At 71.6% G+C, this 15,320-nt stretch carries 19 protein-coding genes; 10 read left to right on the top strand and 9 right to left on the bottom strand.

Features of this window, described 5'->3' with window-relative positions; all coding sequences use genetic code 11:
- Positions 1–29 precede the first annotated feature (29 nt).
- Entirely contained in the window at positions 30–587 is a 558-nt protein-coding gene (locus tag ACFVAJ_RS14520) for a DUF2975 domain-containing protein (RefSeq protein WP_376945266.1), read from the top strand.
- On the opposite strand, the gene ACFVAJ_RS14515 is transcribed toward ACFVAJ_RS14520, so the two are convergent.
- From ACFVAJ_RS14515 to ACFVAJ_RS14505, 3 genes are read right to left on the bottom strand one after another with little or no spacing between them, the layout of a single operon-like run.
- On the bottom strand, positions 557–1,396 hold the full coding sequence (locus ACFVAJ_RS14515; protein ID WP_376945264.1) for an SURF1 family protein: 840 nt from the start codon (positions 1,394–1,396) through the stop codon (positions 557–559). The genes ACFVAJ_RS14520 and ACFVAJ_RS14515 overlap by 31 nt on opposite strands.
- Positions 1,393–1,641 carry a hypothetical protein gene (locus tag ACFVAJ_RS14510; RefSeq protein ID WP_376945262.1) on the bottom strand — a complete coding sequence of 83 codons (249 nt, stop codon included), beginning with the start codon at positions 1,639–1,641 and terminating at the stop codon, positions 1,393–1,395. The genes ACFVAJ_RS14515 and ACFVAJ_RS14510 overlap by 4 nt, the downstream gene beginning before the upstream one ends.
- Positions 1,638–1,964: a DUF3099 domain-containing protein gene (locus ACFVAJ_RS14505; protein WP_376945260.1), complete on the bottom strand. Its 327-nt coding sequence runs from the start codon at positions 1,962–1,964 to the stop codon at positions 1,638–1,640. The genes ACFVAJ_RS14510 and ACFVAJ_RS14505 overlap by 4 nt, the downstream gene beginning before the upstream one ends.
- A gap of 135 nt (positions 1,965–2,099) precedes the next feature.
- Here ACFVAJ_RS14505 and ACFVAJ_RS14500 point away from each other — a divergent pair, with 135 nt between their 5' ends.
- Positions 2,100–2,810 (top strand): beta-ketoacyl-ACP reductase, encoded by a 711-nt coding sequence (locus ACFVAJ_RS14500; protein ID WP_376945258.1) that lies wholly within the window; start codon positions 2,100–2,102, stop codon positions 2,808–2,810.
- Between the two features lie 88 nt (positions 2,811–2,898).
- Here the strand turns inward: ACFVAJ_RS14500 and serB are convergent, their stop codons facing one another.
- Together serB and glgC are read right to left on the bottom strand one after the other, a co-directional pair.
- Positions 2,899–3,561 (bottom strand): phosphoserine phosphatase SerB, encoded by a 663-nt coding sequence (serB, locus tag ACFVAJ_RS14495; protein WP_376945256.1) that lies wholly within the window; start codon positions 3,559–3,561, stop codon positions 2,899–2,901.
- A complete protein-coding gene (glgC, locus tag ACFVAJ_RS14490; protein ID WP_376945254.1) occupies positions 3,558–4,805 on the bottom strand; it encodes a glucose-1-phosphate adenylyltransferase in 1,248 nt (415 codons plus the stop codon). Before glgC ends, serB begins: the two co-directional genes overlap by 4 nt.
- 83 nt (positions 4,806–4,888) lie before the next feature.
- Here glgC and glgA point away from each other — a divergent pair, with 83 nt between their 5' ends.
- The 4 genes from glgA to ACFVAJ_RS14470 all read left to right on the top strand — a co-directional run bounded on the left by glgA (position 4,889) and on the right by ACFVAJ_RS14470 (position 8,063).
- Complete coding sequence (gene glgA, locus ACFVAJ_RS14485) at positions 4,889–6,076, top strand: glycogen synthase (protein ID WP_376945252.1); 1,188 nt, start codon at positions 4,889–4,891, stop codon at positions 6,074–6,076.
- Between the two features lie 60 nt (positions 6,077–6,136).
- Entirely contained in the window at positions 6,137–6,928 is a 792-nt protein-coding gene (locus tag ACFVAJ_RS14480) for an ABC transporter ATP-binding protein (RefSeq protein ID WP_376945250.1), read from the top strand.
- Positions 6,929–7,081: 153 nt separating this feature from the next.
- Positions 7,082–7,330 carry a type B 50S ribosomal protein L31 gene (locus tag ACFVAJ_RS14475; RefSeq protein WP_376945248.1) on the top strand — a complete coding sequence of 83 codons (249 nt, stop codon included), beginning with the start codon at positions 7,082–7,084 and terminating at the stop codon, positions 7,328–7,330.
- A 79-nt stretch (positions 7,331–7,409) separates the two neighbouring features.
- Positions 7,410–8,063: a GNAT family N-acetyltransferase gene (locus ACFVAJ_RS14470; RefSeq protein WP_376945246.1), complete on the top strand. Its 654-nt coding sequence runs from the start codon at positions 7,410–7,412 to the stop codon at positions 8,061–8,063.
- Here the strand turns inward: ACFVAJ_RS14470 and ACFVAJ_RS14465 are convergent.
- Complete coding sequence (locus ACFVAJ_RS14465; protein ID WP_376945244.1) at positions 7,994–8,695, bottom strand: 3'-5' exonuclease; 702 nt, start codon at positions 8,693–8,695, stop codon at positions 7,994–7,996. The genes ACFVAJ_RS14470 and ACFVAJ_RS14465 overlap by 70 nt on opposite strands.
- 121 nt (positions 8,696–8,816) lie before the next feature.
- Here ACFVAJ_RS14465 and ACFVAJ_RS14460 point away from each other — a divergent pair, with 121 nt between their 5' ends.
- Positions 8,817–9,710 (top strand): alpha/beta fold hydrolase, encoded by an 894-nt coding sequence (locus ACFVAJ_RS14460; RefSeq protein ID WP_376945242.1) that lies wholly within the window; start codon positions 8,817–8,819, stop codon positions 9,708–9,710.
- Entirely contained in the window at positions 9,707–10,813 is a 1,107-nt protein-coding gene (locus tag ACFVAJ_RS14455) for a glycosyltransferase family 4 protein (RefSeq protein ID WP_376945240.1), read from the top strand. The genes ACFVAJ_RS14460 and ACFVAJ_RS14455 overlap by 4 nt, the downstream gene beginning before the upstream one ends.
- A gap of 27 nt (positions 10,814–10,840) precedes the next feature.
- Here ACFVAJ_RS14455 and ACFVAJ_RS14450 read toward each other — a convergent pair whose 3' ends face one another.
- Positions 10,841–11,446 (bottom strand): histidine phosphatase family protein, encoded by a 606-nt coding sequence (locus tag ACFVAJ_RS14450; RefSeq protein ID WP_376945238.1) that lies wholly within the window; start codon positions 11,444–11,446, stop codon positions 10,841–10,843.
- A gap of 31 nt (positions 11,447–11,477) precedes the next feature.
- Positions 11,478–12,260: a Sir2 family NAD-dependent protein deacetylase gene (locus tag ACFVAJ_RS14445; protein WP_376945836.1), complete on the bottom strand. Its 783-nt coding sequence runs from the start codon at positions 12,258–12,260 to the stop codon at positions 11,478–11,480.
- Positions 12,261–12,415: 155 nt separating this feature from the next.
- Here ACFVAJ_RS14445 and ACFVAJ_RS14440 point away from each other — a divergent pair, with 155 nt between their 5' ends.
- Positions 12,416–13,234, top strand: a complete 819-nt coding sequence (locus tag ACFVAJ_RS14440) for a TrmH family RNA methyltransferase (protein ID WP_376945236.1) — start codon at positions 12,416–12,418, stop codon at positions 13,232–13,234.
- Positions 13,231–14,535, top strand: coding sequence for a D-alanyl-D-alanine carboxypeptidase family protein (locus ACFVAJ_RS14435; RefSeq protein ID WP_376945234.1), 1,305 nt, complete (start codon positions 13,231–13,233; stop codon positions 14,533–14,535). Before ACFVAJ_RS14440 ends, ACFVAJ_RS14435 begins: the two co-directional genes overlap by 4 nt.
- Here ACFVAJ_RS14435 and ACFVAJ_RS14430 read toward each other — a convergent pair.
- Positions 14,517–15,302 (bottom strand): SGNH/GDSL hydrolase family protein, encoded by a 786-nt coding sequence (locus ACFVAJ_RS14430; protein WP_376945232.1) that lies wholly within the window; start codon positions 15,300–15,302, stop codon positions 14,517–14,519. The two genes, ACFVAJ_RS14435 and ACFVAJ_RS14430, sit on opposite strands and share 19 nt — an antisense overlap.
- Positions 15,303–15,320: the final 18 nt, after the last annotated feature.

The following is a 15,320-nucleotide window of genomic DNA, read 5'->3' as shown; positions in this document are numbered from 1 at the left end:
TTCGATGGTGAACTATCGAAAATCGATAGATGGAGTCAGGATTCCCGCGCCTGTCGCTGGCCGTCGTCGTGGTCACGCAGTCGCTCATCGCGGTGGGGTTCCTCGGCGGGGCGGGGTTCGTCATCGTCGCACCGGGCCTCTCCGCTGCGGTCGCGGCGAGCCTCCCCGAATTCGCCGCGCTGCGCGAGCCCTTGCTCGCGACGACGATCGCGTTCACGGTGCTCGGGCTCATCGTGCTGACGATGGTCGCGCTGCTCGTGCAACGTGTGCACCGGGGAACGGTGATGGCCCGTACCTCGCTGCGCTGCATCGAAGTGATCGTCGCTGCGAGCGTCGGCGCCATCGTCGTCGTGGTCGTCGGTTCCGTCGTGATCGGCAACGCCCAGGCGGGCAGCCCGATCCTCGCGCTGCTGCAGGCTGCCGCGGTACTCGCGCTCGTCGTTCTCGCGCGTCTCGCCCTCATCTTCAGATCGCGCCTTCGCCGCGCGTTGTCGACGCCGCTCGAGTCGGCCGAGACCGACTGGCGGACATCAGCCGGCGAGAAGGACGAGACGCCTCACCGCCGGTCGAGCACCTGGTCCTCGTAGTCGGCGTCCTCGCCGCCCTTGCTCTGCGGCTTCGGTCGCTTCGGCGCGCGTGGCGAGGCCTCAGACTGGCCGGATGCCTCGGCGAGGCCCTTGCGCTCCTGGTTCGCCGCCCAGGCGAGCCCGATGAAGGCGAGCAGCGCGAAGACGTACCACTGCAGCGCGTACGACAGGTGCGGACCCTCGTCGCGCTCGGGGCGCGGGGCCGCGAGCGGCGGCTCGCCCGCATCGTCGCCCGACTGCACGAGGATGCCGTACGCGCCCGTGTAGGCCGGCTCGCCGACGCGTTCGGCGAGTTCGTCGAGGTCGATCGTCGCGAACTCGATGCCCGTCGAGGTGCGACCCTCGATGCGCCCCTCGCCGGCCTTGAGACGGGCGGTCACCTCGACCTCGCCCGCGGGCGGCGCCGGGATCTCGCTCGGGCGTCCGTCGGAGTTCTGGGCGATCCAGCCGCGGTCGACCATGAACACGGTGCCGTCGTCGAGCTGGAACGGGGTGATCACCTGGAAGCCCGTGCTGCCGCCCATCGGCCGGTTCCGCACGACGACCTCTTCGGCAGGCAGGTACTCGCCCGAGATCGCGACGACCTGCCAGCGCTGGTCGACATCGAACTCCGCGGGGTCGGGGAGCGCCTCGGCGAGCGGGATCGGTGCGGCGTCGTAGTTCGCGTCGATGCGGGCGACCTCGGCGAGCGCCTCGGCGCGACGGTTGAGCTGCCACGTGCCGAGCGCCGAGCAGGCGATGGCGAAGATCACGGTGAGCGCGAGGTAGCCGGCCCAGCGCGGCGCGAGGAGGAAGCGCCACTCGTTCATGCGCCGGCCTCCGCAGCAGAGTCCTCGGACGAGGCGTCGAACGGCGCGACGGCGACCGGGAACGACCGGGCCTCGAGGAAGCCGCGGAGGTAGTCGACGTGTTCGTCGCAGGCGAGCCACGTCTTGCCGCGGTCGCCCGTGTGGATGCGGGGGTTGCGCCAGTCGATGCGCCACAGGGCTGCCTCGCGGCATCCGGATCGCGAACACGTGCCCTGCTCGGGCGCGCCGCCCAATCCGCCGATCATGCGGCTCCTCGCTCGTCGTCGCGACGGTCGGTGGTCTCGGGGCCGCCGGGAGCGGCGGTCGGCGGGGGAGTGCGACGCACGAGGCCGCCGGGGCGGAGCACCCGGTTGGTGCGTCTCGGGCTTCCGACGTTCGCGAGGACGACCGCGAAGTAGGGGAGGAAGATCGCACCGGCCGCGCACACCGCGAGCCACCAGCCGTCGACGAAGAGCATCGCGACGATGCAGAGCACGCGGATCGACATGGCGATCGTGTACTTGATCATGCGCGAGCGCCGCTCCGCCTCGGGCGAAGGCGGCAGCGTGGTGATCGACTGCTGCTTCATGCTGGTCGCCGCAGGCCTGGCGGCGCTCCTCTTCACCTCAAGCCTACGTCGATTCCGGGCCGTCGGATGCCCCGTGGAGCGAGCATCTATGCTGGGACGGGCCGCACGGCCGAACCTGCAGAAACGGAGTCCAGAATGACGACGAGCCGCACCGTCCTCGTGACCGGTGGCAACCGTGGCATCGGCTACGCGATCGCCCGCGAGTTCCTCGCGCAGGGGCACCGCGTCGCGGTGACCGCCCGCTCGGGCGAAGGCCCCGAAGGCTCGCTCACGGTGCGTGCCGACGTCACCGACTCCGAGTCGGTCGACCGTGCGTTCTCCGAGATCGAGGCCGAGCTCGGCCCGGTCGAGGTCGTCGTGGCGAACGCCGGCATCACGCGCGACATGCTGCTCATGCGCATGAGCGACGACGACTTCACGAGCGTCGTCGACACGAACCTCACGGGCGCGTTCCGCGTCGTCAAGCGCGCCTCGAAGGGCATGCTCAAGGCGAAGTTCGGCCGCATCGTGCTGATCTCGAGCGTCGTGGGCCTCTACGGCTCGGCGGGGCAGGTGAACTACTCCTCGTCGAAGGCCGGCCTCGTCGGCATGGCCCGCTCGCTCACGCGCGAGCTCGGCGCCCGCAATATCACCGCCAACGTCGTCGCGCCCGGGTTCATCGAGACCGACATGACCGACGAGCTGCCCGAGGCGCAGCAGGCCGAGTACAAGAAGAACATTCCGCTCGGCCGCTTCGCCTCGCCCGACGAGGTCGCGCGCGTGGTCGCGTGGCTCGCCGACGACGACGCGGGCTACATCTCGGGCGCCGTCATCCCGGTCGACGGCGGCCTCGGCATGGGGCACTGACCCGAAGCGAGCTCTGACGTCCGAGGGCCGGCACGCGACCACGCGTGCCGGCCCTCCGGCGTCTGCCCGCGGCAGCTTGCGGGCTGAGTCAGCCGCGCAGGCCGAGCACCGCGAGCACCGCGCTGAGGTCGGGGCGGTCGATCGCGAGATCGGCCTGCGCCCGCACCACGGGCTTCGCGCAGAACGCGACGCCGAGTGCGGCGCGATCGAGCATCTGCAGGTCGTTCGCGCCGTCGCCGACGGCGACGGTGCGGCCGAGCGGGATGCCGCCGACCAACGCCCACTCCTCGAGCGCCGTCGCCTTCGCCCCGGCATCGATGATGGGGCCGTCGACGCGGCCGGTGAGCCGCCCGTCGGCGGTCTCGAGGCGGTTGGCCCGGCAGAAGTCGAGGCCGAGACGGTCGGCGAGCGGGTCGAGCAGCTCGTGGAATCCGCCGGAGACGACGCCGACGAGCCCTCCTGCCGCGTGCACGCCGTCGATGAGCTCCTGGACGCCGTCGGTGGGCGTCATCCGCTCACGGGCGGCGGCGAGCACCGCCGCATCGAGTCCGGCGAGCGTGGCGACGCGTTCGCGCAGGCTCGCGGCGAAGTCGAGCTCGCCGCGCATGGCACGTTCGGTGACGGCGGCGACGTGCTCGAGACTGCCCGCCTCCTCGGCGAGCAGTTCGATCGCCTCCTCGCGGATGAGGGTCGAGTCGGCGTCGAGCACCACGAGCGGGCCGCGCGAGCGGCCCGGGGCGGCGGGGCTCACGCGGTCGCCCGAACGCGCGAACCCTTGCCGACGACCGTGATGCCGCTGTCGGTCACGATGAAGCCGCGGGCGAGGTCCTCGCTGCGGTCGACGCCGATTCGCGCCCCCGCCTCGACGACGACCTCCTTGTCGAGGATGGCCCGCTGCACCGTCGCCCGGGCGTCGATGCGTGCGCGATCGAAGAGGATCGAGTCCGAGACGTGCGCACCCGAGCCGACGACCGCCCACGGGCCGATCACGCTGCGCTCGACGTGCGCCCCCGAGATCACCGAGCCGAGCGACACGATCGAGTCGATGACGGTGCCGAGCGTGCCGCGCGCGTCGCGGGTGAACTTCGCCGGCGGCGAGTTCAGCTGCTGGCTGAAGATCGGCCATTCGCGGTTGTAGAGGTTGAAGACCGGCATCACCGAGATCAGGTCCTGGTGCGCCTCGAAGAACGAGTCGATCGTTCCGACGTCGCGCCAGTAGTAGCGGTCGCGATCGGTCGAGCCGGGGACGTCGTTCTGCTGGAGGTCGTAGACGCCGGCGTCGCCCTGCGCGACGAACGCGGGGATGATGTCGCCGCCCATGTCGTGGCTCGAGGAGGCCTGTTCGCCGTCGCGGAGCACCGCGTCGATGAGTGCGTCGGCGTCGAACACGTAGTTGCCCATCGAGGCGAGCACCTCGCCGGGGGAGTCGGGGAGCCCGACGGGGTCGGTCGGCTTCTCGAGGAAGCGGTGGATGCGCCCCGGCCGCGCGGGGTCGACCTCGATCACGCCGAACTGGTCGGCGAGCGCGATCGGCTGGCGGATCGCCGCGACCGTCGCCGACGCACCCGATTCGACGTGCGCGTCGATCATCTGCGAGAAGTCCATGCGGTAGACGTGGTCGGCGCCGACGACCACGATGATGTCGGGCCGCTCGTCGTAGATCAGGTTGAGGCTCTGCAGGATCGCGTCGGCCGAGCCGGAGAACCAGCGCTTGCCGAGCCGCTGCTGCGCGGGCACCGAGGCGACGTAGGAATTCAGCAGGCCGTTGAGCCGCCAGGTCTGGGAGACGTGCCGGTCGAGCGAGTGCGATTTGTACTGGGTCAGCACGACCACCTGGCGCAGGCCCGAGTTCAAGAGGTTCGAGAGCGCGAAGTCGATCAATCGGTACTGCCCGCCGAACGGCACCGCCGGCTTGGCCCGGTCCTCCGTCAGGGGCATGAGTCGCTTGCCCTCACCACCTGCGAGGACGATTCCGAAGACCTTGCGCGCAACCATGAGGCAACTGTAACCAGCCGACGCGACTTTCCCGCGTTCGGGTTTCGGTCCGTGTCCTCCACCCCTGCGCTACCGTTGCCTGCATGCGCGTCGACCTCCTCACCCGTGAGTATCCGCCCGAGGTGTACGGCGGTGCCGGGGTGCACGCCGCAGAGCTCGTCCGCGCCCTGCGTGCCAGCATCGACGTGCGCGTCCGGTGCTTCGGCGCACCCCGCGACGAGCCCGGCACGCAGGCCTATCCGACCCCGAGCGCGTTCGACGAGGCCAACCCGGCGCTCTCGACGATGGCCGTCGACCTGCTGATGGCCGGCGACGCCGCCGGGGCCGACCTCGTGCACTCGCACACCTGGTACGCGAACTTCGCGGGCCTGACCGCCAAGCGCCTGCACGGCGTCCCGCACGTCGTGACCGCGCACAGCCTCGAGCCGCTGCGGCCCTGGAAGGCCGAGCAGCTCGGCGGCGGGTACCGACTGAGTTCGTGGGTCGAGCGCACCGCCTTCGAGGACGCCGACGCCGTGATCGCCGTGAGCGAGGGAATGCGACGCGACATCCTGCGCGCGTACCCCGCCCTCGACCCGTCGAAGGTCGACGTCGTCGTCAACGGCATCGACCTCGCCGACTGGGCGCCGTTGCACGACGACGCCGCGGTGCGCGCGCTCGGCGTCGACCCCGAGCGCCCCTCCATCGTGTTCGTCGGTCGCATCACCCGGCAGAAGGGGCTGCCGTACCTGTTGCGCGCGGCGCGGCTGCTGCCGCCCGAGGTGCAGCTCGTGCTCTGCGCCGGCGCACCCGACACCGACGAGATCATGGCCGAGGTCACCGCCCTCGTCGACGGCCTCCGCACCGAGCGCGACGGCGTCGTCTGGATCGACCGCCACCTTCCCCGCCACGAGCTGACCGCCCTGCTCACCGCGGCCACGACCTTCGTCTGCCCGTCGATCTACGAGCCCCTCGGCATCGTGAACCTCGAGGCGATGGCCTGCGGGGCACCGGTCGTGGGCACCGCGACCGGCGGCATCCCCGAGGTCGTCGACGACGGCGTCACCGGCGTGCTCGTGCCCATCGAGCAGGCCGACGACGGCACCGGCACGCCGCTCGACCCCGAGCGATTCGTGCGCGACCTCGCCGACGCGCTCACCCGCGTCGTCGCCGATCCGGCCCGCGCGGCCGAGATGGGCGCCGCGGGGCGCCGCCGCGCCGAGACGCACTTCGCGTGGGACACGATCGCCGCTCGCACGATCGAGGTGTACGAACGGGTGCTCGCGCGCTGATCGGGCGTGCGCCCCGTCGCGTGCGTCAGGCGGGCCTCCGGCTCCCGATAGCATTGACGCATGGCGAGTGCGAGTACGGTTCTGCAGTTCCGCGACGTGTCGGTGGTTCGTGACGGCAACACGATCCTCGACGCGGTGACGTGGAGCGTCGCCTCCGACGAACGCTGGGTGGTGCTCGGCCCGAACGGGGCGGGCAAGACCACGCTGCTGCAGATCGCCGCCGCGGCCATGCACCCGACCTCCGGCAAGGCCGAGGTCCTCCAGGAGGCGCTCGGCAAGGTCGACGTCTTCGAGCTCCGCCCGATGATCGGCTTCGCCTCGACGGCGATGGCGCGTCGCATCCCGCGCGATGAGACCGTGCTCGACGTCATCCTCACCGCCGCGTACTCGGTGACGGGCCGCTGGAACGAGGAGTACGAGAACATCGACCTCCGCCGCGCCGAGCGCGTGCTGAAGGAGTGGGGTCTCGACGGCTTCTCGGGCCGCCGCTTCGGCAGCCTCTCCGACGGCGAGCAGAAGCGCGTGCAGATCGCGCGCTCCGTCATGACCGACCCCGAACTGCTGCTCCTCGACGAGCCGGCGGCGAGCCTCGACCTCGGCGCACGCGAAGAGCTCGTCGGCCTCCTCGGCGGCTACGCCGCGTCGCCGGCGTCGCCCGCGATCGTCATGGTCACCCACCACGTCGAGGAGATCCCCGTCGGGTTCACCCACGCGCTCCTCGTCAAGCAGGGCGGCATCGTCGCGGCCGGTCCGCTCGCCGAGGCGCTCACCGCCGAGAACCTGAGCTCGACCTTCGACATGACGATCGAGCTCAGCGAGCGCGACGGCCGATACGCCGCGCGCGCCGTCTGAGAAGTTCTCCCTCCGATTCTGCTAAACTCGTTAGCTGGCCCTACGGCCAACATGCTTTCCCGCAGCTGAACGGCACCGCGAAGTGCCGCGTTCGCGCGGCGGGAGCTCCACAACCATCGTCCGCTCTCTCAATCGAAATCCAAGGAAGTCTCCATGAAGACCGACATCCACCCCGAGTACAACGCCATCGTCTTCCGCGACCTGGCTTCGGGCGCCACGTTCCTCACGCGTTCGACCGCGACGAGCGACAAGACGATCGAACTCGACGGTGTCACCTACCCGGTCATCGACGTCGAGATCTCGAGCGAGTCGCACCCGTTCTACACGGGCAAGCAGCGCATCATGGACTCGGCCGGCCGCGTCGAGAAGTTCAACCAGCGCTTCAAGGGCTTCGGCAAGTAATCCAGCCGAACCGAAGGGGCGGGCGACGCGAGTCGCCCGCCCCTTCGTCGTGCCCGGACCCGGCTGGTACGGTCGCCGGATGACCACGCGCGAATCCGACGGCCGCCGAGCCGGAATGCCGACGCTCGGCGACGGCGACGGCGACCGCGTGCGAGTGCGAGCCTTCGGGCCGCAGGATGTCCCGCTCATCCTCGAGGCGGCCGACGATCCGATGATCCCGCTCGTCACGACCGTGCCGCCGGTTGCCGACCCGAGAACGGCGAGGGGGTACCTCTCGCGGCAGGCGCGCCGGTTCGCGCGCGGCGAGGGCTACTCGTTCGCGATCGCCGACCGCGACGACAACGCCCGCGGACAGATCGGCCTGTGGCCGCGTCGCGACGACCGTGGGCGAGCGGGCATCGGCTACTGGCTGGCGCCGTCGGCGCGGGGGAGAGGCTTCGCGTCGGCCGCGGTCCGGCTCGTCGTCGACTGGGCCTGGACGCTCGGCACGATCGAGCGGCTCGAGCTGTTCATCGAGCCGTCGAACACCGCCTCGATCGCGGTCGCCGAGTCGACCGGCTTCGCCCGCGAGGGGCTCCTGCGGTCATGGATGCCCGTCGGCGGAACCCGACGCGACATGCTCGTGTACGCCTGCGTCCGCGATCGAGACGGGAACGGGCCAGCTCAGCGGACCGGCCACGCCCCCGAGGTCGTGAACTCGGGCTCGCCGTTGCGGCGGCGCCACGACTGGTAGCTCTCGGCCTGCTCGCGGCACCAGTCGACCTGGCGGGCGTGCAGCTCGGCGACGGCGATGGTCGCGAGCTCGGGGTGGGTGCGCGCGATCGCCTGCGCGACACGCCCCGCGGCGATCGCGTCGGCGCCGGCGTTGTGGGCATCCTCGAGCACGACCCCGTAGTGCTCGGCCGCGGCCGAGAGGGTGCGCTTGCCGCGACGGTACTTGTCGACCGCCTTGTCGATGACGAGCGGGTCGATGACCGGCCCGGGGCCCGGCAGGGGAGCGAGGCCGTACCGGGAGGCCTCGCGCTCGAGGATGGTGAGGTCGTAGGCCGCGTTGTAGGCGACGATCGGCAGGCCGCGGGCGGCGGCATCGGCGAGCGCCGCGATGATCTCGGCGACGGCGGTGGCCGCCGCCTGCCCCTCGAGACGGGCGCGCTCGGTCGTCACGCCGTGGATGAGCGAGGCGGCCGTCGGGATCTCGATGCCCGGGTCGACGAGCCACTCGCGCTGCTCGAGCACCTCGCCGTCGGCGCCGAGCACGCCGACGTGGGCCGTCACGATGCGGCTGACGTCGACGTCGATGCCGGTGGTCTCGAGGTCGAAGACGGCGAGGGTGTTCGCCCACAGGGCGGCATTCGTGGCATCCATGTGCGAAAGGCTATGCAGCGCCACCGTCATCGCCGCGGTGGCGCGGCGCGTGTCCGCGGCATCCGCGACGCGGCGACCCCCGCGGGGCTTCCGTGCAGGCGGGATCCGTAGAATGGCGGGGATGATCGATTCGCCCTACGCCGCCGCGCTCGCCCGCATCCCCGTCAGGGCCCACCGGGTCGACGTCGACGGTACCGAGACCGCATGGTGGGAGTACGGCGAGGCGGATGCCCCCGTGCTCGTGCTCGTGCACGGCTTCCGTGGCGACCACCACGGCCTCGAGCCGGTCGTGGCGCAGCTGCCCGGCTACCGGATCATCTCGCCCGACCTGCCCGGCTTCGGCGAGTCGGCGACCTTCGTCGACCGCGAGCACGACATCGACGGTTACGCGCGCTGGCTCGGCGCCTTCATCGCGGCCGTCGGCATCGAGGGCGACTACGACCTCCTGGGGCACTCGTTCGGGTCGATCGTGTCGTCGGCGGCCGTCGCGGGCGGGCTCGCCCCGCGACGACTCGTGCTCGTGAACCCGATCGGCGCTCCGGCGCTGCAGGGCCCCCGCGGCGTCATGACCCGGCTCGCGGTGCTCTACTACCGCGCCGCCGCCGCACTGCCCGAGAAGGCCGGCTTCGCGCTGCTGCGCAACGGCGTGGTCGTGCGCGTGATGAGCGTGACCATGGCGAAGACCGGCGAGCGCGACCTCCGCCGCTGGATCCACGACCAGCACGACCGGTACTTCTCCGACTTCGGCGACCGCGACCAGCTGCTCGAGGCGTTCCGGGCCTCGGTGAGCCACGACGTGAGCGAGTACGCCGAGCGCATCGCCGTGCCGACCCTGCTCGTCGCCGCCGAGCGCGACGACGTGACGCCGATCGAGGCGCAGCGTCGCCTCGTCGGCCGGTTCCCAGACGCGAAGCTCGAGGTGATCCCCGAGGTGGGGCACCTCATCCACTACGAGACCCCCGGCGACGCCGCCGCGCGCATCGGCCGCTTCCTGCGCACGGAGTCGCACGCATGAGGGTCGTCGTCGACTGCCGCTACACCCGCATCGGGCACCACGACGGCATCAGCCGGTTCACCGCGGGTCTCGTCACCGAGCTCGCGAAGCTGCACCCCGTCACGATGCTCGTGAGCGACCACCGCCAGCTCGACATGCTGCCCGACTTGCCGTGGCAGCTCGTGAGCGCGCCGACGAGCGCCCGCGAGCCATTCGTCGCCCGTCAGGTGCGCCGCCTGCGTCCCGACATCGTGTTCTCGCCGATGCAGACGATGGGCTCGATGGGCCGCGACTACCGGCTCCTCCTGACCCTGCACGACCTGATCTACTACGAGAACCGCACGCCGCCGCGCGATCTGCCCGCACCCGTGCGCCTGCTCTGGCGGCTCTACCACCTCGCGTGGTGGCCCCAGCGACTGCTGCTCAACCGGGCCGACGCCGTCGTCACCGTCTCCGAGACGACGGCGGGGCTCATCCGCGAGCACCACCTCACCGACCGTCCCATCACGGTCGTCTCCAACGCCAGCGACGACCTCGGCGTGCCCGAGCTGCCGCGCGTCCGCCCCGACGGCCATCGGCTCGTGTACATGGGCTCGTACATGCCGTACAAGAACGTCGACACGCTCGTGAAGGCCGTCGCGGCACTGCCCGACCACGAGCTGCACCTGCTCAGCCGGATCGGCCGCGAGGAGCGCGAGCGGCTCACACGGCTCGCCCCCGAGGCGCGGCTCGTCTTCCACGACGGCGTCACGGATGCCGCGTACGCCGAGCTGCTCGCGGGCGCCACCGCGCTCGTGCACGGCTCGAAGGCCGAAGGCTTCGGCATCCCGCTCATCGAGGCGATGCGCCTCGGCACGCCCGTCGTCGTGAGCGACATCCCGATCTTCCGGGAGATCGGCGGCGACGCGGCGCTGTACTTCGACCCGGGTGACGCCGACGACCTCGTGCGGGCGCTCGGCGACCTCGAGTCCGACGACATCTGGCAGGAGCACTCGGCCCGTTCGGTCGAACGCGCCGCGCAGTACACCTGGGCCGGGTCGGCGGCGACCCTGCTCGAGCTCATGCGGCGCACGGTCGCCGAGCACGGCGGGCGCAGGGGACGCGCGGGGCGCCGACGAGGCTGACGCGCCCGCGTCCGCGCCGCGCCGGCCTCAGGACTCGGTGCCCGTGAGCCGCTCGGGCTCGACGAGCTCGAGCGCGCCCGCGGCATGGCGCAGCAGGTGCACCGAGCCGTTCGTGATCGCGTAGCCCGCTCCCGGCAGCGTCCAGTCGCTGAGCTCGAGGATGAGCGAGTGGATGACGCCGCCGTGCGAGACGACGACGACGCTGCCGCCGGGGTGGGTCGCCGCGATCTCGTCGAGCGCGGCGCTCGCTCGCGCGATGACGGTGGAACGGGGCTCGAGCCCCTCGATCGTCGCCGCCTGCGCCTCGACCGCCATCCGGCCGGCGTGGTCCAGCCCCTCGAGCACGCCGTGGCTGCGCTCGGCGAGCGAGGGCATGAGCTGCGGCGCGGGCAGCTCGAGCACCCCGGCGATGATCTCGGCGGTCTCGGCCGCCCGCGAGAGGGTGCTCGCGTAGACGGCGTCCCATTGGTCGTCGGCGAGCCGACCGCCCGTCTCGGCGGCCTGTGCGCGCCCGGTGTCGTTCAGCGGGATGTCGGTCATGCCCTGGATGCGACGCTCGCGGTTCCACTCGGTCTCGCCGTGGCGGACGAGGGCGATCAGCGTCGGTTCGGGGTGGCGCGGGGCATCCGTCATGTCGAAGACTCTCGCATGTCGCGTGCCCGGTTCACGAACCGAGCGCCTCGGCGAAGGCGGTGAGCGTCTCGCTCGCACCGGCGTCGATCTTGACGGCCGCGCGGGAGTCGCCCTTCGTGACCCCGCGGTTCACGACGACGATCGGGAGCTTCCGCCGTCGCGCCTGCTCGATCAGCCGCACGCCCGAGTTCACCACGAGCGAGGAACCGGCGACGAGGAACACGTCGGCCCCCGCGACGAGGGAGGCGGCGGCCTGGAAGGTCGGCGCCGGCACGAACTCGCCGAAGAAGACGACGTCGGGCTTCAGGATGCCGCCGCAGACCGTGCACACGGGGATGACCATCGACTCGACGTCGTCGACGACGACATCGCCGTCGGGCGCCTGGCGGATCGACTGCTCCAGGTCCAGCCCCGGGTTCAGCAGGGTGAGCTCCTCCGCGACGGCCTGTCTTGCGTAGTGCTGGCCGCAGTCGAGGCAGACGACGCGGTCCATGCCGCCGTGGAGCTCTACGACGTGACGGCTGCCCGCCCGCCGGTGCAGCCCGTCGACGTTCTGCGTGACGACGCCCGTGACCGCACCCGCCGCCTCGAGCGAGGCGAGCGCGAGATGCCCGGCGTTCGGCCGGGCGCTGCCGAAGTGCCGCCAGCCGAGGTGGCTGCCGGCCCAGTAGCGCTTCCGCGCGTCCTCGGAGGCGAGGAACCGCTGCACGGTCATTGGCGTGCGCGCCGGTGCACCTTCGCCGCGGTAGTCGGGGATCCCGGAGTCGGTACTGACCCCCGCCCCGGTCAGCACCGCGATGCGCGCCCCGCGCATGAGTTCGATCGCCTCCCGCACCAGTTGCCCGGTGCCGGGCGTCGCGTCGATTCCGATCTCCACGGGAGCTCCATTCAGACGAGGTTGACCCGATTGTAAACACCGTCGTTTTCCGGTTTGTTTCCGAGGCTGGCACTCTTGAGGGGAGGAGAACCATGCACATCGAACGAGTCCGCGACGCGGCATCCGATTCCGTCGCCGACTACGCACGGCTCACCGACGTGACCCTGCGGAGTGCGCAGGAGCCCGAGCAGGGGCTGTACATCGCCGAATCGGCGAAGGTCATCGGCCGCGCGATCGCCGCCGGACACCGACCCCGCTCGGTGCTGATGGAGGAGAAGTGGCTCGCCGGGCTCGAGCCCGTGCTCGCCCCCTTCGACATCCCCGTGCACCTCGCCGACCCCGCGCAGCTCGAGGAGATCACCGGCTACCGCGTGCACCGGGGCGCCCTCGCGGCGTTCGAGCGGCCCGAACTGCGCGATCCGGCCGAGCTGCTCGCGAACGCCCGCCGCGTGGTCGTCCTCGAGGACATCGTCGATCACACGAACGTCGGCGCGATCTTCCGCTCGGTCGCCGCGCTCGGCGCCGATGCGGTGCTCGTGACGCCGCGCTGCGCCGACCCGCTGTACCGCCGGAGCGTGCGCGTCAGCATGGGCACGGTCTTCCAGGTGCCGTGGACGAGGCTGCCCGAGTGGGGCGAGGCCTCGGCCCTCCTGCACGGCGCCGGGTTCACGACCGCGGCCCTCGCGCTCGCCGACGACGCGGTGCCGCTGCGCCGGCTCGCCGCCGACCCGCCCGAGCGGCTCGCCCTCGTGTTCGGCGCCGAGGGCGACGGGCTCAGCCGCAGCGCGCTCGAGGCCGCCGATGCGGTCGTCACGATCCCCATGCGCCACGGCGTCGACTCGCTGAACGTCGCGGCCGCGGCCGCGGTCGTGCTCTACGCCCTCGCCCTGCCGGAGGAATCGACCCCGTGACCGACACGATCGCGCCGACCGGCGCCCCGAACCCGACCGACTCGAACGAGCGCCGGCGGGTCTACCGGCGCCGCCGCATCGTCGTGTTCGGCAGCCTCGCCGTCGTGATCGCGCTGCTCATCGGCGGAGGGGTCTACACGGCGAACGCACTCGGCGCCCCAGTGCCGGCCGCCGCGCCCGAGATCGAGCAGCCCGCCCCCGTCGTCGCCGCGCCGCAGGCGCTCGCGCTGCCGGGGTTCGGCGGCTACGCCGTCGGCGCAGTCGGCTTCGACGGGCTGCTCGCCGCGGGCAACGCCGATCAGCAGATGGCCTCCGCGAGCATCACGAAGGTCATCACCTCGCTGGTGATCCTCGAACAGCACCCGATCGCCGCGGGGGAGAACGGCCCCGACATCGGGTACACCGACGCCGATGTCGACATCTACTGGGACATGATCGCCCAGAACGGCTCGGTCGCCCCCGTCGAGGCCGGCGCGACGCTGAGCCTCCGCGAGAGCCTCGAGGCGCTGCTGCTGCCCTCGGGCAACAACTACGCCATCTCGCTCTCGAACTGGGCGTTCGGCTCGGAGCAGGGGCTCGTCGACGCCGCGCGCACCTGGCTCGATGCCCACGGGCTCGTGAACACGCGCATCGCCGACGCGAGCGGGCTGTCGCTCGAGAACGTGTCGACGCCCGCCGACCTCGTGAAGCTCGGCGAGCTCGCCCTCGCCGAGCCCGTGCTCGCCGAGATCGTCGCGACCCAGCAGGTCGACATCCCCGAGCTCGGCACCCTCGAGAACTCGAACAAGCTGCTCGGCACGCACGGTGTCGACGGCATCAAGACCGGCACCACCGACGATGCCGCGAACCTGCTGTTCTCGGCCGACTACGCGGTCGGCGACACGACCGTGACCGTCGTGGGCGTCGTCCTCGGCGGCGAGAACCACGCGATGCTCCGCGAGGCGATCGCGAAGCTGCTCGACAGCGTCGCGCCCGGATTCCACCAGGTCACGCCGCTCGAGTCGGGGCAGGAGCTCGCGAACTACGACACCCCGTGGGGCGACACCGCGCGCGCACGGGCCGACCACGGGGCATCCCTCGTCGTCTGGAGCGACACCCCCGTCGAGGTCGAGGTGCATGCGGAGCCGCTCACCCTCGCGAACAAGGGCGAGGAGGTCGGCACCGCCGTCGTCCGGGCGGGCGCGCAGGAGATCGTCGTGCCCCTCGTGCTCGACGCCGAGATCGACGATCCGGGCACGTGGTGGCGTCTCTCGAACCCTTCGGGGCTCGAGCCCGCGACCGCTCAGCCGGGCAGCGAGTAGGGCCCCGCGTCGGGCCGCTTCGGCGAGATCAGGTCGCCCGACGACTGGTGGCGGATGCGCCGCACCACCCACGGCACGAGATACTCGCGCGCCCAGGCGAGGTCTTCCACGCGCGCCTGACGCCAGGTCGTCGACGGCAGCGGCTCGGGCTTCAGCGGCTCGAGCGCGTTGTCGACGTTGAGGGCCGAGAGCACCATGCGGGCGACGGTGTGATGGCCGAGCGAGTTCAGGTGCAGGCGGTCGGGCGACCACATGCGCTGGTCCTGGACCTCGGTGAGGGCCCACTGGTCGGCGACGATGCAGTCGTACTTCGCGGCGATCGTGCGGAGGTTCTCGTTGTAGATGGCGACCTTGCCGCGGATGCCGCGGAACACGGGGGAGAAGCCGACGTCGACGCCCGTGAACAGCACGATGGTGGCGTGGTCGCGCGAGAGCCGCTCGATCGCGTACTCGAAGCGCGCGGCGATCTCGTCGGGGTCGGTGCGCGGGCGGATGACGTCGTTGCCGCCCGCCGAGATCGTGATGAGGTCGGGCCGCAGCGCGAGCGCCGGTTCGAGCTGCTCGTCGATGATCTGCTGGATGAGCTTGCCGCGCACCGCGAGGTTCGCGTACGCGAAATCCTCGGTGCCCTGCGCGAGCACCTCGGCGACGCGGTCGGCCCAGCCGCGGTGCCCGCCGGGGACGGAGGGCTCGGGATCGCCGATGCCCTCGGTGAACGAGTCGCCGATGGCGACGTAACGCGACCAGGGATGCTGCTGGGTGACCATCACTCCATTCTGCACAAC

Origin of the sequence: Agromyces sp. NPDC057679 (assembly GCF_042799635.1) — a bacterium.
Classification (GTDB): Bacteria; Actinomycetota; Actinomycetes; order Actinomycetales; family Microbacteriaceae; genus Agromyces.
The sequence above is the reverse complement of the archived record's forward strand: the minus strand, read 5'-3'. Positions and strand labels throughout refer to the sequence as shown.

Excerpts from the sequence above, each read along its gene's own strand:
- ACFVAJ_RS14520 (WP_376945266.1), top strand. The coding sequence starts at position 30 with ATGGAGTCAGGATTCCCGCGCCTGTCGCTGGCCGTCGTCGTGGTCACG.
- ACFVAJ_RS14515 (WP_376945264.1), bottom strand. The coding sequence starts at position 1,396 with ATGAACGAGTGGCGCTTCCTCCTCGCGCCGCGCTGGGCCGGCTACCTC.
- ACFVAJ_RS14510 (WP_376945262.1), bottom strand. The coding sequence starts at position 1,641 with ATGATCGGCGGATTGGGCGGCGCGCCCGAGCAGGGCACGTGTTCGCGA.
- ACFVAJ_RS14505 (WP_376945260.1), bottom strand. The coding sequence starts at position 1,964 with ATGAAGCAGCAGTCGATCACCACGCTGCCGCCTTCGCCCGAGGCGGAG.
- ACFVAJ_RS14500 (WP_376945258.1), top strand. The coding sequence starts at position 2,100 with ATGACGACGAGCCGCACCGTCCTCGTGACCGGTGGCAACCGTGGCATC.
- glgC (WP_376945254.1), bottom strand. The coding sequence starts at position 4,805 with ATGGTTGCGCGCAAGGTCTTCGGAATCGTCCTCGCAGGTGGTGAGGGC.
- glgA (WP_376945252.1), top strand. The coding sequence starts at position 4,889 with ATGCGCGTCGACCTCCTCACCCGTGAGTATCCGCCCGAGGTGTACGGC.
- ACFVAJ_RS14480 (WP_376945250.1), top strand. The coding sequence starts at position 6,137 with ATGGCGAGTGCGAGTACGGTTCTGCAGTTCCGCGACGTGTCGGTGGTT.
- ACFVAJ_RS14475 (WP_376945248.1), top strand. The coding sequence starts at position 7,082 with ATGAAGACCGACATCCACCCCGAGTACAACGCCATCGTCTTCCGCGAC.
- ACFVAJ_RS14470 (WP_376945246.1), top strand. The coding sequence starts at position 7,410 with ATGACCACGCGCGAATCCGACGGCCGCCGAGCCGGAATGCCGACGCTC.
- ACFVAJ_RS14465 (WP_376945244.1), bottom strand. The coding sequence starts at position 8,695 with ATGGATGCCACGAATGCCGCCCTGTGGGCGAACACCCTCGCCGTCTTC.
- ACFVAJ_RS14460 (WP_376945242.1), top strand. The coding sequence starts at position 8,817 with ATGATCGATTCGCCCTACGCCGCCGCGCTCGCCCGCATCCCCGTCAGG.
- ACFVAJ_RS14455 (WP_376945240.1), top strand. The coding sequence starts at position 9,707 with ATGAGGGTCGTCGTCGACTGCCGCTACACCCGCATCGGGCACCACGAC.
- ACFVAJ_RS14450 (WP_376945238.1), bottom strand. The coding sequence starts at position 11,446 with ATGACGGATGCCCCGCGCCACCCCGAACCGACGCTGATCGCCCTCGTC.
- ACFVAJ_RS14445 (WP_376945836.1), bottom strand. The coding sequence starts at position 12,260 with ATGCGCGGGGCGCGCATCGCGGTGCTGACCGGGGCGGGGGTCAGTACC.
- ACFVAJ_RS14440 (WP_376945236.1), top strand. The coding sequence starts at position 12,416 with ATGCACATCGAACGAGTCCGCGACGCGGCATCCGATTCCGTCGCCGAC.
- ACFVAJ_RS14430 (WP_376945232.1), bottom strand. The coding sequence starts at position 15,302 with ATGGTCACCCAGCAGCATCCCTGGTCGCGTTACGTCGCCATCGGCGAC.